The following is a 12,991-nucleotide window of genomic DNA, read 5'->3' as shown; positions in this document are numbered from 1 at the left end:
GAGGCGATGGAGGCGCCGCGCCAGGCAAGACCTGGCACCGGCGCCCCGTCACGTGACCTCAGGTCACGTCAATGCACGACCCGGCCAAACGAGAACTCGCCCGGCTCACCGCCGGCTGAGCTTTCGACGCTCACCGGGATCACGTCCTTCGGACCGAAGCGGCCCTGCAGGATCAGCTTGGACAGCGGGTTCTCGATGCGCTGCTGGATCGCGCGCTTGAGCGGCCGCGCCCCGAAGACCGGATCGAAACCGACCTTGGCCAGTTCGGCCAGGGCCTCCTCGCTCACGTCGAGCTTCATCTCCAGCTTGTCGAGCCGCTGTTCGAGCTGGCGCAGCTGGATCCTCGCGATCGACTTGATGTGGTCCGCGCCCAGCGCATGGAAGATCACCGTCTCGTCGATGCGGTTGAGGAACTCCGGCCGGAAGTGCGCCTTGACCTCGCCCCACACTGCGTCGCGGATGACTTCGTCGGGCTCGCCCTGCAAGGCCATGATGTGCTGCGAGCCCAGGTTGGACGTCATCACGATCACGCAGTTCTTGAAGTCGACCGTGCGGCCCTGGCCGTCGGTCAGGCGACCGTCGTCCAGCACCTGCAGCAGCACGTTGAACACGTCCGGGTGCGCCTTCTCGACCTCGTCGAGCAGCAGCACGCTGTAGGGCTTGCGCCGCACGGCCTCGGTCAGGTAGCCGCCCTCGTCGTAGCCAACGTAGCCGGGAGGCGCGCCGATCAGGCGGCTGACCGAGTGCTTCTCCATGAACTCGCTCATGTCGATGCGGATCATGTGGTCCTCGCTGTCGAACAGGAAGCCCGCCAGCGCCTTGCACAGCTCGGTCTTGCCGACGCCGGTGGGGCCCAGGAACAGGAAGCTGCCCAGCGGCTTGTCCGGATCGGACAGCCCGGCGCGCGAGCGCCGGATCGCATCCGCGACCGCGACGATGGCCTCGTCCTGGCCGACGACCCGCTCATGCAGCTTGCCTTCCATCTGCAGCAGCTTGTCGCGCTCGCCCTGCATCAGCTTGGCCACGGGGATGCCGGTCGCGCGGGCGACCACCTCGGCGATCTCTTCCGCGCCGACCATGGTGCGCAGCAGTTGCGGCTGGGTCTTGTCCTTCGCCTTGCCCATCTCCTTGGCCTGCGCCTCGTTCAGGCGCTTCTCCAGGTCGGGCAGCTTGCCGTACTGCAGCTCGGCGACCTTGTTGAAATCGCCCTTGCGCTTGAGTTCCTCGATCTGGAACTTGATGCGGTCGATCTCTTCCTTGACGTGCGCGGAGCCCTGGGCCTGCGCCTTCTCGGCGGTCCAGATCTCCTCCAGGTCGTCGTACTCGCGCTGGAGCTTCAGCAGCTCCTCCTCGATCAGGGCGAAGCGGCGCTGCGAGCCCTCGTCGGTCTCCTTGCGCACGGCCTCGCGCTCGATCTTGAGCTGGATCACGCGGCGGTCGAGCCGGTCCATCGCCTCGGGCTTGGAGTCGATCTCGATCTTGATCTTGGCCGCGGCCTCGTCGATCAGGTCGATGGCCTTGTCGGGCAGGAAGCGGTCGGTGATGTAGCGGTGCGAGAGCTCGGCCGCGGCGACGATGGCCGGGTCGGTGATCTCCACGCCGTGGTGGACCTCGTACTTCTCCTGCAGGCCGCGCAGGATGGCGATGGTCGCTTCGACGGTCGGTTCGTCGACGAGCACCTTCTGGAAGCGGCGCTCCAGCGCGGCGTCCTTCTCGACGTACTTGCGGTACTCGTCCAGCGTGGTCGCGCCGATGCAGTGCAGCTCGCCGCGCGCGAGCGCGGGCTTGAGCATGTTGCCGGCGTCGATGGCGCCTTCGGCCTTGCCGGCGCCGACCATGGTGTGGATCTCGTCGATGAACAGGATGATGCGGCCTTCGTCGGCGGCGACTTCCTTGAGCACGGACTTCAGGCGTTCCTCGAACTCCCCGCGGAACTTGGCGCCCGCGAGCAGGCCGGCCATGTCCAGCGACAGGACGCGCTTGCCCTTGAGGCTCTCGGGCACTTCCTCGTTGACGATGCGCTGCGCCAGGCCTTCGACGATGGCGGTCTTGCCGACGCCGGGTTCGCCGATGAGCACGGGGTTGTTCTTCGTGCGGCGCTGCAGCACCTGGATGGCGCGTCGGATCTCGTCGTCGCGGCCGATGACCGGATCGAGCTTGCCGGCGCGGGCGCGCTCGGTCAGGTCCAGGGTGTACTTCTTCAGCGCCTCGCGCTGGCCTTCGGATTCCTGGCTGTCGACCTTCTGGCCGCCGCGCACGGCTTCGACCGCCGTCTCCAGCGCCTTGCGGGTCAGGCCGTGGCCGCGCACCACGCCGGCCAGATCGCTCTTGGCGTCCGCCAGCGACAGCAGGAACATCTCGCTGGCGATGAAGTGGTCGCCGCGCTTGGAGGCTTCCTTCTCCGCGTTCTGGAGCAGCCCGATCAGGTCACGGCCGGGCTGGACCTGCTGGCCCTCGCCCTGCACCTGCGGCAGGCCGGTGAGGATGCCGTCCAGCGCGCTCTTGAGCGCGGGGACCTTGACGCCGGCGCGCTCCAGCAGCGCCTTGGGGCCGTCGTCCTGCGCCAGCATCGCGGCCAGCACGTGGACGGGTTCGATGTAGGGGTTGTCGCGCGTCACGGCCAGGCTTTGGGCCTCGGCCAGCGCTTCTTGGAACCGGGTAGTCAGCTTGTCGACTCGCATGGGTAAAAACCTCCGTTGCGACCCCAAGTGGGAATGTGACCCCAATTTTCAAGAGGCGCCAACACTCCCTTTCCATCACTGGAGCGGCAACGGCTGTGCCCAGGCCGGGGGAGTTTCAGGCCGACATCAGCATCTCTCAGGCCGAGGTCAGCATCTGCATGACCTTGAGCCCGGCCGCGGCGGCGGCCAGCGAGCCGACCACGTGCGCGGCCGAGTGCGACAGCGCCATCAGGAATTCGCCGCGCTGCAGCAGCGACAGCGATTCGCCGGAGAAGGACGAGAAGGTCGTGAGGCCGCCGAGGAAACCGGTGACCAGCAGCAGCTTGAGCATGTCGTTGGGATAGCGCCCGAACCATTCCAGCGCCATGCCGATCAGGAAGCCGCCGACGATGTTGACGGCCAGCGTGCCGAGCGGGAAACCCTGCCACTTCGCGTTCAACATCAGCCCCGCGCCCCAGCGCGCGAGTGCGCCCCCTGAAGCTCCGACGGACACCGCCGCCACCTGCATCCAGCTCATCGACCATTCCCCTCCACGTTGATCCCCCATCGCGCGAGCGCCTCGTCGTCGGCGACCCGCGCGTCCACCCAGCGGGCGCCGTCCGGCCCGTGTTCCTTCTTCCAGAACGGCGCCTGCGTCTTCAAGTAGTCCATCAGGAACTCGCAGGCCTGGAAGGCCTGGCCGCGATGGCGCGAGCTCACGAGCACCAGCACGATCTGATCGCGCGGCCGCAGCGCGCCGACGCGATGGATGACCCGCACGCCGCGGATATCGAAGCGCTGGAACGCCTCGTCGACCATGGCCTCGATGGCGGCCTCGGTCATGCCGGGGTAGTGCTCGAGCTCCATCAGCGACACGGGGGTGCCGTCCGCGCCGTCGCGCACCGTGCCCACGAAGCTCACCACCGCGCCGACGCCGCCGTCTTCGGCGCGCAGCGACAAGGTCTCGGCGCTGAGGTCGAAGTCATCGGTCTGGACGGAGACGCGCGGCGAGCGCGAGGCGGGAGAATTCATCGCACGATTGTGGCATCGGCGACCCGTGACTCCTCGCCTTCGGCGCGCCACTGTCCGCACACCCGCCGCCCCACCGATTCAGGTGGGCGTCACCACGGACTTCAGTGGGTGGACGATTGAATTGCACTTGCACGTGCCATTTCGAATCGATGCGACAACTCGCAAGATTGGCATCTCCAACTCGTTGAAGCACCCCATGCCGATCTCGCCGCAACTCGACGCTGTCCATCGCCTCATCATCGAGTGCCATCGCAAGTACTTCGACGAGAGCCCCTCCCCCAACAAGCTGCAGAAGCTCTGCTATTACGCCCAGGGGTATTGCCTGGCAGAAGGCCACGAACTCTTTCCGGAGGACTTCGAGGCGCGACAGAACGGTCCCACCATTCCGGAGCTGCATGCAAAGTACGGAAGCCTTCAATGGCACGCCATCGACACGCAGTGGGACGGGTCGCTGGAAGAGATTCCGGAATATCAGACCGTGAGAGAAGTCATTGCCGCCTTTGGCCGGTTCGACGGGGCAGCCCTGTCGAACATGACCCACAACGAGGCTCCCTGGCTTGATGCGCGCAAAGGTCTGCCTGAAAACATGGGCTGCCGCGAGCTCATCAGCAAGGGAGCCATGCGGAAGTATTTCCTCACGCAGCTACCCGAAGATGAACGCTAGCTTCCATCGATTCGATCAAACCGCCGCCTACAAGCAGAACCAGAACCCGCAGCTCCTGCGCGTGTCATTCGAGTTCATCGATTGGGAGACCGATCTGTTCTTCCTGCATGGATTCGACGCCGAGTTCTATGTCCGCCTGTTCTCGTGTCTTCAGACCATCCAGACGTGCACCGTCGAGCAAATGTCGAAGCGGCATATTCCCGGCCTTGCGTGCAAAGCGATCTTCAAGACGGACACTGGCAGTCGCGACACATTTCCACGACGCATCGTTTCCCGCGTCGCCACGATGCTGAGCGGGAACCGGGCCTCCCCAGACCCTGAGCAGGAGGCGCTGCACGTCGTTCAACAGGCCTTCGAAGTCAGCATGGGGAAAAACCAGGGGCGGCTGCACGGGTTCCTATGGAACACGGCATTCAACCTGGTCTGGTTCGATCCGGCGCACAACCTTTACCCGGGCAGCCAACGGATTCGCGGCCCCCGCGATGTGATGCAGATCAAAGCAGGCTCGCACGAGCAGTTGCTCCGCCTGAAAGGTGAGAACGAGGCCCTGGTCGCCGAGAACAACCGACTGGCCCGAGAGTTCGAGGAACTCATGTCGGTCTGGGCCGAGAAATGATGCTGGCCGAGGTCCTTGATGTCTTCTTGAGACGCGAGGGCCGGGTCTTGCCTTCACCTTGATGTGGCGCGCCCTACGCTGATCCCACCGAAACAACGGCGCGCGATCCGCGCCCCTTCGAATGAGACCGGTGTTGATCCTCCAGCACGAACCCGCGCAAGGTCCGGGTTACCTGCTCCAGTGCCTGCGCGCGCACGACGTCCCGGTGCATCTGCTGCGGCCCGACCTGGGCGACACGCTGCCGCGCACGGCCGGCGCGTTCAGCGGCCTGGTGCTGCTGGGCAGCGACCACAGCGTCAATGACGGCAGACCCTGGATCCGCGCGGAGCAGGCCCTGCTGATCGACGCGCTGCGACACAGCCGGCCTATCCTCGGCCACTGCTTCGGCGCGCAGCAGCTGGCGCGCGCGATGGGCGCGGGCGTGGCCCGCAACCCGCGGCCCGACATCGGCTGGCGCGAGCTGTGGATCACGCCGGCGGCGCGAGGACTGTTCGGTGGCGAAGACCGGCTGCTGAGCTTCAACTGGCACTACGACAGCTTCCAGATCCCGGCCGGCGCGACACGGACGCTGTTCGGCTCGAACTGCCTGAACAAGGGGTTCTCGCTGGGTCCGCACATCGGGCTCCAGAGCCACCTGGAGGTGACCGAGCAGAGCCTGCGCGACTGGTGCGCGCAGGGACGCGACGAACTGGACCGCGGACGCGGCGTGACGGTGCAGAGCGAGACCGAGATCCTGGCCGCCCTGCCCGAGCGTCTGGCGCGCCTGCGCGGTGCGGCGACGAGCGTGTATCGACACTGGATCGGACAACTGGACCGGCCGCCGGTCTTCGGCCGCGCGCGGGCAGCGTGACTTTCCGCGCCGCAGCGGGGAGCATGCGACGCTGAGCAGTCGCCGCCACCCGGAGTTGTCCCTCATGGTTCTGACCCGCCTCGCCCGCATGCTGCCGGCCGCTGTGCTCCTCAGCGCGATCACCGCCTGCCAGGCGCCTGCGCCGACGGCACGAGGCGGCGCCGACTTCGCTTCACCGCTGGCGGCCTGGGAGCCGGACGCGGGCAAGGACCAGGACAAGACACTGCAAGGCGTCGTCGTGCTGCGCGACGGGCGCGTCGTCGCCGAGCGCTACTACAACGGCGCGACGGCGGCCTCGCTCAACGACATCCGCTCCGCCGGCAAGAGCGTCACCGGGCTGCTCGCGACGATCGCCCTGGATCGCGGCGCGATCGCCAGCGCGTCGGATCCGGTGCGCAGGTACTGGCCCGAGGCCGCCGGCTCCGCGCTCGGCGACGCGACGGTCGACGACCTGCTGACCATGCGCTCCGGCCTCGCGGCGGACGACGAGGACCCCACCTCGCCCGGCATCGAGGACCACATGGACGAGTCGTCCGACCCGGTGGCCTTCGCGCTCTCGACGCCGCGCCAGGAGGCGCCGGGCACGACCTACCGCTACAACTCGCTGACGGCCTATGCCGCCGGGATCGTCGTCGGCCGGGCGGCCGGCGCGGACCTCGGCGCCTTCGCCGGTCCGGCCTTGTTCGAACCGCTGGGCATCACCGCCTGGCGTTGGGACAAGGACGTGGCCGGCCACACGAAGGGCCAGGGCAACCTCTGGCTCAGCACGCGATCGCTGGCCGCGATCGGCGAGCTGGTCCGCTGCGGCGGCGAGTACCGTGGCCGCCGCCTCGTCAGCGCCGGCGGCATCGAGGCCATGCTGCGCCCGCGCGTCGCCATCGGGGACAAGGATCCCTACGCCGACCAGTACGGCCGGTTCTGGTATTTCAAGGCGCTGCCCGTCGGCGACAGCCGCGTGCCCGTCTGGTTCGCGTCGGGCAACGGCGGCAACAAGATCTACGTCGTCCCGCACCTGCGGATGGTGGTGGCCATCACCTCCCAGGCTTACGGCCGCGGCTACGGCCAGCGGCGGTCGCAGGAGATCCTGACGAGCCTGCTCCGGGCCGCCATCGAGGGATCCGGGAAATCCCACCCCGATTCCTCCCCCATCCGACCGATGCGCGCGCCCGACCCCACCCCCTAAGGTGTCCGCAGGAGCGCGCCGCGTTCCGGCCCGCCGCGGGGACGCGGCTCAGCAGGGAGCATTCATGTTCGGTCTCACCCTCCTAGGCGCCGTGCACACGGCGTTCGCGCTGGTGGCCCTCGTCGCCGGCTACGCCTTGCTCTTGCGCAACGGCCGCATCGACGGCCAGTCCACCCTCGGCCGCACCTACGTCTGGTGCACCGGGATCACCTGCCTGACGGCGTTCGGCATCTTCCGCCACGGCGGCTTCAACATCGCGCACGTGCTGGCGATCGTCACGCTCGTCACGCTGGCCATCGCCGTCGCCGCGCATCGCACGCGTTTCCTCGGCGGCCTGTCGCCGTATGCGACCACGCTGGGCTACAGCTTCACGCTGTTCTGCCACATGATCCCCGGCCTCAACGAGACCTTCACCCGCGTGCCGGTCGGCGCCCCGCTGTTCACCGGACCCGACGACCCGGCGCTGCAGAAGGCGATCGGCGTCGTACTCCTGCTCTTCGTGATCCTGATGGGGGTGCAGGCCTGGCGTATCCGCAAGGGACCGGCGGCAGGACGGCAGCCGCATCCGGCGTGACCGACGCCTGACCCGGCCGGGGTCAGGTCGTGACTCGACGTCGGCGCGGACCGTCGATTCCCCTGGACGAATGGATGCGTCGGCTGGACGATCTGGCGCGTCCTGAACGGTGACAGGGGTTGCGGGGACGGATACTGGACGCGTCCCCCACTCGCCCGCGCGTGTCGCGCGCCCTGTCGATGCCCTCACCCAAGACCGTCCTCGCCGTCCGCCACCTGGCCTTCGAAGACCTCGGCCTGCTGCGGCCGGTGCTCGCGGAGCGCAGCTTCGAGCGTTTCCTCACGCTGGACGCCGGCGTCGACGACCTGCGCGAAGTGGACCTCGATGCGGTCGATCTGCTGGTCGTGCTCGGCGGCCCGATCGGCGCGTACGACGATGCGCTCTATCCGTACCTGAACGACGAGATCGCGCTCATCCGCCGCCGCATCGCGTCACGGCGTCCGCTGCTCGGCATCTGCCTCGGCGCGCAATTGATGGCGCGGGCGCTGGGCGCCGAGGTGCGCCCGATGGCGCACGGCCGCAAGGAGATCGGCTTCGCGCCGCTGACGCTCACCGGCATCGGCCGTGGCTCCGCGCTCGCGCCGCTCGCGAGCGGACAGCCCGTGCTGCATTGGCATGGCGACCAGTTCGAGATCCCCGATGGCGCGACGAGCCTCGCAACGACGCCGCTGTGCCCGAACCAGGCCTTCGCGATCGAGGGCTTCGCGCTGGCGCTGCAGTTCCATCTGGAAAGCGATCCTGCACGTCTGGAGCAATGGCTGATCGGGCACGCGGGCGAGCTCGCGCAGGCCCGCGTACCGCTCGATGAGTTGCGGCGCGATGCAGCCACTCACGGCGAGGGATTGCGGACGGCGCTCGGCGAGGTGGTCGATCGCTGGATGGCGGGCTGGCCTCAATCCGCCGGGCAGTAACGCACCGCGTGCGCCTCCGTCGGCACCGGCAGCTCCCACTTCCGCAGCATGCCTTGCAGCGCGCTGTTGGAGAGCGACGTGTCCCGCCGATCATTGCGCCGCAGCAGCTCCGCGCGCGGGCGCTCGAGGTAGACGATCTCCACCTCCGCCCCATACGCGAAGAGCAGATCCAGCGTCTTGTCGCGCATCTGCTGGCTCAGGTGGGTCGCGTTCCACACGAACGGCGTCCGCGCGCGCAGCAGCGACTTCGCCTTGTCCACGGCCGCGTGCGCGACCTTGCCTTCGTTCTGCCCGTGCCGCAGACCGAGTTCCGAGCGGGCGTCGTCGAAGGACACCACCGGCAGGCCGCGCCGGTGCGCCGCCACCCAGGTGTCCTTGCCCGATGCGGGCAGGCCACACATCACCGTCACGCGGGCGCCGGGCTCCTGGAACAGCGCGTAGTCGGGATGAACGTCCGCACCGCGGAAGTAGCTGACCCGCGTGTGCGCGTCCGCGAACGCGCGCGGCTGGCCGTAGCAGCCCTCCTCCCGCGCCAGCTCGCGGAACAGCTCGATGTGGTCGAGCACCCGATCGCGGTCCTCGCAGATCCGCCCGCGCATGTCGGCCTCGGCCAGCGCCGACAGCAGCGGCAGACTGAGCCGGCACGACAACTCGCGCACGATGAACTCGGGCGACAGGCCGCGCCTGGAATCGGCCAGCGCGAAGAACGGCACCTGGTGCACCGCGATCAGGCGGCAGACCGCCTCGCGCTGCTCGAACGGCATGCCCGCATCCCACAGCAGCACACGCGCGTCGATCGCGCCCATGCGCGAATGGCCCGGCTGACCGATGGCGCCCGTCACCGGATCGATCACGGTCGTCGCGTGCTTGGACACGTCGTGCAGCAGCGCGGCCAGGAACAGCACCTCCTGGTCGACGCGGCTCGCGGCCTGATAGTCGGGCAAGGCGAGCAGTTCCTCGATCACCATCCTCGTGTGCGTCCACACGTCGCCCTCGGCGTGATAGCGCGGATCCTGCGGCGTGGTCTTCGCGAGTTCCAGCACCGGGAACGCGGCCAGGCAGGCCGCGAAGTCCGGCGAGCGGCCCGCTTCAGGCACCAGGGCCTGGATGTCTTTCCATTGCATGTTCATGGTTCTCCCCTCCGTCCCGTTCAGGGACATCGGTCTCCGTGTCCGTCGCGCGATGCATCGCGCGATGCAGCGGCCATCGCCTTCAGCGCCGACAGCGAGTTGATCGTCTCCAGCCCGAGATCGCGCCACGTCACCGTGAGCTGCTCGGCGAAGAGATCCGCCCCCGGCGCCAGCGCGTTCGGCAGGATCGGCCGCCGGGCGTGGTGGGTCTCGCTGTCGAGGATCGTCTGCGTGAAAGACGGCCTCACCAGCTTGAACCGGCCCAGCACCTGCTCGTCGTCCTCCACCTTCAGGTAGAGGCCTTCGGACCGGTCGGACTTGTCGGTCTGCTTCCAGCACAGCTCGAGCGGCAGCGACTCGCGCCGCGTCGCGGTCTCGAAGGCATCGCGCCAGTCGGGCGACTTCGCCAGCGAGCGCACCACCAGCGTCCACAGCAGCTTCGGATCGGTCGGCATCGTGCCCGCATACAGCACGGGCACCGACAGCACCGGCGCGCCCTCAAGCAGCGCCTGCCGACGCGGCGTCGACAGGAAGCGCGAGGTGGCGCGGTCGTAGACGTCGAACTCGTTGAAGTAATGCGGCAGCCGGTCGTACCAGATGCTGTGCTTGGCATAGGCCCACTCGCCGTACAGCACGTAGCGGTCCTCGAGACGGTCGATCAGCCGGTGCTCATGCGCGAGCGCCCAGATCTTCATCGGGTTGAACTGGCGTTCGCCGAATCCGCCGATCAGGTAGTGGCCGCGCGACTGCAGCAGCAGGTCGCCGCCGTCGCTGAACGAGAGTCCGGCATTGGCGCCGTCGATCTTCTCCTCGATGACGACGTGGCAGCCGGCGAGTGCCGCGAGCGGCATCTGGTCATGGGCGGAGTCGCCCTCCTGCAGGCGGCTGCCCGCGAGGTGCGCCGTGCGCGGATAGCGCAGCAGCGGCAGGGATTGCAAATACATGGGGTCCGTCACCCGCCGCGTTGTTGGCGCGGGCGGGTCCTGGTGGAGTCAGGGAACCGACGGACGTGTCGCGGGCGCGGTCGTGTCGCTGCCGGTCCGATGGACCAGGCAGAGTCGCTGGGGGAAGTCGCGGGAGGGATCGCGCGCCGCCGGCCTCATGGCAGGACTCGGGGGCGTCAGGAACCGGTGCCGCAGCCTTCGCGGGCGCAGACGGCGCCGACACGATGCTGCAGGGAAGCAGTCGTCGGCAATCAGCAGTGGATGGACGTACGGATCTTCATGGGGCACCTCCCGATAGAGAAGAGGTTGAACGCACGCGGACGGAGCCGTCCGGCGTGGGCGCGATTCTTCAACGCGAGCCTGCTCGCGTCAACCCGCGCCGACTTGCGTTGATGCATCGATCCGACACCGGGGCAGCACCTCGTTGCCCAGTTCCTCGATGACCTCGCGCGCCGGCCGTCCGCGTCCGAGGTTGAACAGCACATGGGCCACGCCCATCGCCTGCAGGCGGCGCAGATAGGCGATGAGCGCGTTGCGCCCCGTCCGCAAGCCGAGTTCGAGCGGCTCCGAGGCCGCGTCCGGATCGGCGAGCAACTCCAGCTGCACCGATTGAACGAAGGGCTTCGCACCCACGCCCTTCTGTTCGAGCGCGCGCTGCCACAGCTCGATGCGCCCTTCCTGCCGCGCTTCCTCGCGGTGGTAGGTCGCCCACGCGTCCGCATGCGTCGCGGTCCATTGCAGCGACTGCCGCGCGGAGCCCACGACGATCATCGGGATGCGTCGCTTCGGGGCGGGCAGCACCGGGAATCCGCCGGTCGCCGCGACCACCGCGGCGCGGTCGTCGGCATCGGGCGACAGCGCCGCGCGCACGATGGCCCAGCGGCTGCGGAAGGTCTCCGCGCGTTGCTCCAGGTCCTCGCCGAACGCGGCGAACTCCGCGGGCCGGTCGCCGGACCCCATGCCGAGGATGAAACGCCCGTGACTGATGCGGTCCAGCGACAGCGCGGCCTTCGCCACGTGCAGCGGATGCCGCAGCGGCAGCACGACGGCGGCGGTGCCGACGGCGATGTCGCGCGTCGCGCCGGCCAGCGCGGCCAGCCACAGGAAAGGATCGTCGAGCGCGCTCGCCGCGTTGTCGCTGCCCTGCGGCACCATCAGCGGGACGTCGCGCGTCCACAGCGCCGCGAAGCCGAGCCGGTCCGCGAGCGCGGCCAGTTCGAGCGCCTCGCCGACATCGGCCATCCGGTCGGGGCTGACGTCGACGGGCGTCATCAACCCGACCGTGAGCCGGCCGGGCTGGAAGACCTGGATCACTTGGTCTTCTGCTGCACCACCTTGACGTAGTCCGCCTGCAGCTTGGTCATGAAATCGGTGGTGACGCGGAACTGCTGCTCGTGGAAATCGATCAGCTTCTGGAACTGGTCGGCGGCGACGTCGAAGGGGGCGCCGCCGGCGCGCATCGATTCCAGGATCGCCTTCTGCGATGAGAGCACCGTGCTCCACGCGGCGTAGTTCTGTTCGAACGCCTTCTTCGACTGCTCGAAGAAGGTCTTGGCGAGTTCAACCTGGGCCTGCTGGATCATGAGTCGTCTCCTTGTTGAGCGGCCGCTACCGGAAGGGTCGGGCCAGCGCCCCGATGCGGGCGTGCGGCCAATGCTACAGGCGACGCGCCCATCGTGCTGGGACTCGTACGCAGGCAAGCGGCGACCCCGCTCAGGGCATCAGCCGATACCCCACCCCCGTCTCCGTCAGCAGGTGCCTGGGACTGGCCGGCTCCGCCTCGAGCTTCTGGCGCAGGTTGCCCATGTAGACGCGCAGGTAGTGGTTCTGCTCCACGTGCGAGGGCCCCCACACCGCCTTCAGCAGCTGGCGGTGCGTCAGCACCTTGCCGGCGTTGCCGATCAGGTGGCTGAGCAGGCGGTACTCGATCGGCGTGAGGTGCACGTCCTCGTCGCCGCGGCGCACGCGCCGCGCGGCCAGGTCGATCTCGACGTCGCCGAAGCGGAAGGCCGGGTCCTGCTGCCCGCTGGACCTGGACTGGCTGCGCCGCAGCGCGACGCGCACGCGCGCCATGAGCTCGCCGACGCCGAAGGGCTTGCTCAGGTAGTCGTCGGCGCCGTGGTCCAGGGCCGCGATCTTGTCGTCTTCGGCGCCGCGCGCCGACAGCACGATCACCGGCACCGCCGACCACGCGCGCAGGTCGCGCAGGAAGTCCTGCCCGTCGCCATCAGGCAAGCCCAGGTCGAGGACGATCAGGTCGGGGCGCCGCGTCCCCGCGTCGATCAGGCCCTGGCGCAGCGTGCCGGTCTCATGCACGGTCCAGCCCTCGCCCTCCAGGGCCAGGCGCACGAAGCGGCGGATGTTGGGTTCGTCCTCGACGATCAGCGCCACGGGGACGGCGCCAGTCTGCGGTTCACTCACGGTAGG

General features: G+C 68.5%; 14 protein-coding genes. 6 read left to right on the top strand and 8 right to left on the bottom strand.

Translation table 11 applies throughout. The features are described from left to right. Nucleotides 1-68: 68 nt before the first annotated feature. The 3 genes from clpB to ABE85_RS04720 all read right to left on the bottom strand — a co-directional run bounded on the left by clpB (nucleotide 69) and on the right by ABE85_RS04720 (nucleotide 3,692). A complete protein-coding gene (clpB, locus tag ABE85_RS04730; RefSeq protein ID WP_067270511.1) occupies nucleotides 69-2,681 on the bottom strand; it encodes an ATP-dependent chaperone ClpB in 2,613 nt (870 codons plus the stop codon). A 136-nt stretch (nucleotides 2,682-2,817) separates the two neighbouring features. Next, nucleotides 2,818-3,198, bottom strand: coding sequence for a fluoride efflux transporter CrcB (crcB, locus tag ABE85_RS04725; RefSeq protein WP_067270509.1), 381 nt, complete (start codon nucleotides 3,196-3,198; stop codon nucleotides 2,818-2,820). Beyond that, on the bottom strand, nucleotides 3,195-3,692 hold the full coding sequence (locus ABE85_RS04720; protein WP_067270506.1) for a molybdenum cofactor biosynthesis protein MoaE: 498 nt from the start codon (nucleotides 3,690-3,692) through the stop codon (nucleotides 3,195-3,197). The genes crcB and ABE85_RS04720 overlap by 4 nt, the downstream gene beginning before the upstream one ends. 196 nt (nucleotides 3,693-3,888) lie before the next feature. Between ABE85_RS04720 and ABE85_RS04715 the strand changes: the two genes are divergently transcribed. The 6 genes from ABE85_RS04715 (at nucleotide 3,889) to ABE85_RS04690 (ending at nucleotide 8,490) form a co-directional block, all read left to right on the top strand. Continuing rightward, entirely contained in the window at nucleotides 3,889-4,356 is a 468-nt protein-coding gene (locus ABE85_RS04715; protein ID WP_082938322.1) for a Panacea domain-containing protein, read from the top strand. Next, complete coding sequence (locus ABE85_RS04710; RefSeq protein ID WP_067270504.1) at nucleotides 4,346-4,972, top strand: hypothetical protein; 627 nt, start codon at nucleotides 4,346-4,348, stop codon at nucleotides 4,970-4,972. The genes ABE85_RS04715 and ABE85_RS04710 overlap by 11 nt, the downstream gene beginning before the upstream one ends. Before the next feature lie 130 nt (nucleotides 4,973-5,102). Further along, the gene (locus ABE85_RS04705) at nucleotides 5,103-5,822 is read left to right on the top strand and encodes a type 1 glutamine amidotransferase (RefSeq protein WP_409072574.1); all 720 of its coding nucleotides are present in this window, start codon (nucleotides 5,103-5,105) and stop codon (nucleotides 5,820-5,822) included. Between the two features lie 64 nt (nucleotides 5,823-5,886). After that, a complete protein-coding gene (locus ABE85_RS04700) occupies nucleotides 5,887-7,005 on the top strand; it encodes a serine hydrolase (protein WP_067270499.1) in 1,119 nt (372 codons plus the stop codon). 64 nt (nucleotides 7,006-7,069) lie between these two features. Then, nucleotides 7,070-7,579 (top strand): hypothetical protein, encoded by a 510-nt coding sequence (locus ABE85_RS04695; RefSeq protein ID WP_067270497.1) that lies wholly within the window; start codon nucleotides 7,070-7,072, stop codon nucleotides 7,577-7,579. Nucleotides 7,580-7,758: 179 nt separating this feature from the next. Beyond that, nucleotides 7,759-8,490: a glutamine amidotransferase gene (locus ABE85_RS04690; protein ID WP_067281884.1), complete on the top strand. Its 732-nt coding sequence runs from the start codon at nucleotides 7,759-7,761 to the stop codon at nucleotides 8,488-8,490. Here ABE85_RS04690 and ABE85_RS04685 read toward each other — a convergent pair. From ABE85_RS04685 to kdpE, 5 genes are all read right to left on the bottom strand, one after another. Beyond that, nucleotides 8,472-9,614: an AAA family ATPase gene (locus tag ABE85_RS04685; RefSeq protein WP_067281881.1), complete on the bottom strand. Its 1,143-nt coding sequence runs from the start codon at nucleotides 9,612-9,614 to the stop codon at nucleotides 8,472-8,474. The two genes, ABE85_RS04690 and ABE85_RS04685, sit on opposite strands and share 19 nt — an antisense overlap. Before the next feature lie 26 nt (nucleotides 9,615-9,640). Next, nucleotides 9,641-10,564, bottom strand: coding sequence for an RNA ligase family protein (locus tag ABE85_RS04680; RefSeq protein WP_067270496.1), 924 nt, complete (start codon nucleotides 10,562-10,564; stop codon nucleotides 9,641-9,643). 369 nt (nucleotides 10,565-10,933) lie between these two features. Continuing rightward, nucleotides 10,934-11,878: a TIGR03571 family LLM class oxidoreductase gene (locus ABE85_RS04675; RefSeq protein ID WP_067270493.1), complete on the bottom strand. Its 945-nt coding sequence runs from the start codon at nucleotides 11,876-11,878 to the stop codon at nucleotides 10,934-10,936. Continuing rightward, nucleotides 11,875-12,147 (bottom strand): hypothetical protein, encoded by a 273-nt coding sequence (locus ABE85_RS04670; protein ID WP_067270489.1) that lies wholly within the window; start codon nucleotides 12,145-12,147, stop codon nucleotides 11,875-11,877. The genes ABE85_RS04675 and ABE85_RS04670 overlap by 4 nt, the downstream gene beginning before the upstream one ends. A gap of 130 nt (nucleotides 12,148-12,277) precedes the next feature. Next, nucleotides 12,278-12,985, bottom strand: a complete 708-nt coding sequence (gene kdpE, locus ABE85_RS04665; RefSeq protein ID WP_067270485.1) for a two-component system response regulator KdpE — start codon at nucleotides 12,983-12,985, stop codon at nucleotides 12,278-12,280. Nucleotides 12,986-12,991: the final 6 nt, after the last annotated feature.

It is taken from the genome of Mitsuaria sp. 7, assembly GCF_001653795.1.
Lineage (GTDB): Bacteria > Pseudomonadota > Gammaproteobacteria > Burkholderiales > Burkholderiaceae_C > Roseateles.
This window is presented reverse-complemented; position numbering and strand designations above follow the sequence as displayed.

Excerpts from the sequence above, each read along its gene's own strand:
- clpB (WP_067270511.1), bottom strand. The coding sequence starts at position 2,681 with ATGCGAGTCGACAAGCTGACTACCCGGTTCCAAGAAGCGCTGGCCGAG.
- ABE85_RS04700 (WP_067270499.1), top strand. The coding sequence starts at position 5,887 with ATGGTTCTGACCCGCCTCGCCCGCATGCTGCCGGCCGCTGTGCTCCTC.
- ABE85_RS04680 (WP_067270496.1), bottom strand. The coding sequence starts at position 10,564 with ATGTATTTGCAATCCCTGCCGCTGCTGCGCTATCCGCGCACGGCGCAC.
- ABE85_RS04670 (WP_067270489.1), bottom strand. The coding sequence starts at position 12,147 with ATGATCCAGCAGGCCCAGGTTGAACTCGCCAAGACCTTCTTCGAGCAG.
- crcB (WP_067270509.1), bottom strand. The coding sequence starts at position 3,198 with ATGAGCTGGATGCAGGTGGCGGCGGTGTCCGTCGGAGCTTCAGGGGGC.
- ABE85_RS04715 (WP_082938322.1), top strand. The coding sequence starts at position 3,889 with ATGCCGATCTCGCCGCAACTCGACGCTGTCCATCGCCTCATCATCGAG.
- ABE85_RS04710 (WP_067270504.1), top strand. The coding sequence starts at position 4,346 with ATGAACGCTAGCTTCCATCGATTCGATCAAACCGCCGCCTACAAGCAG.
- ABE85_RS04695 (WP_067270497.1), top strand. The coding sequence starts at position 7,070 with ATGTTCGGTCTCACCCTCCTAGGCGCCGTGCACACGGCGTTCGCGCTG.
- ABE85_RS04690 (WP_067281884.1), top strand. The coding sequence starts at position 7,759 with ATGCCCTCACCCAAGACCGTCCTCGCCGTCCGCCACCTGGCCTTCGAA.
- ABE85_RS04720 (WP_067270506.1), bottom strand. The coding sequence starts at position 3,692 with ATGAATTCTCCCGCCTCGCGCTCGCCGCGCGTCTCCGTCCAGACCGAT.
- ABE85_RS04685 (WP_067281881.1), bottom strand. The coding sequence starts at position 9,614 with ATGCAATGGAAAGACATCCAGGCCCTGGTGCCTGAAGCGGGCCGCTCG.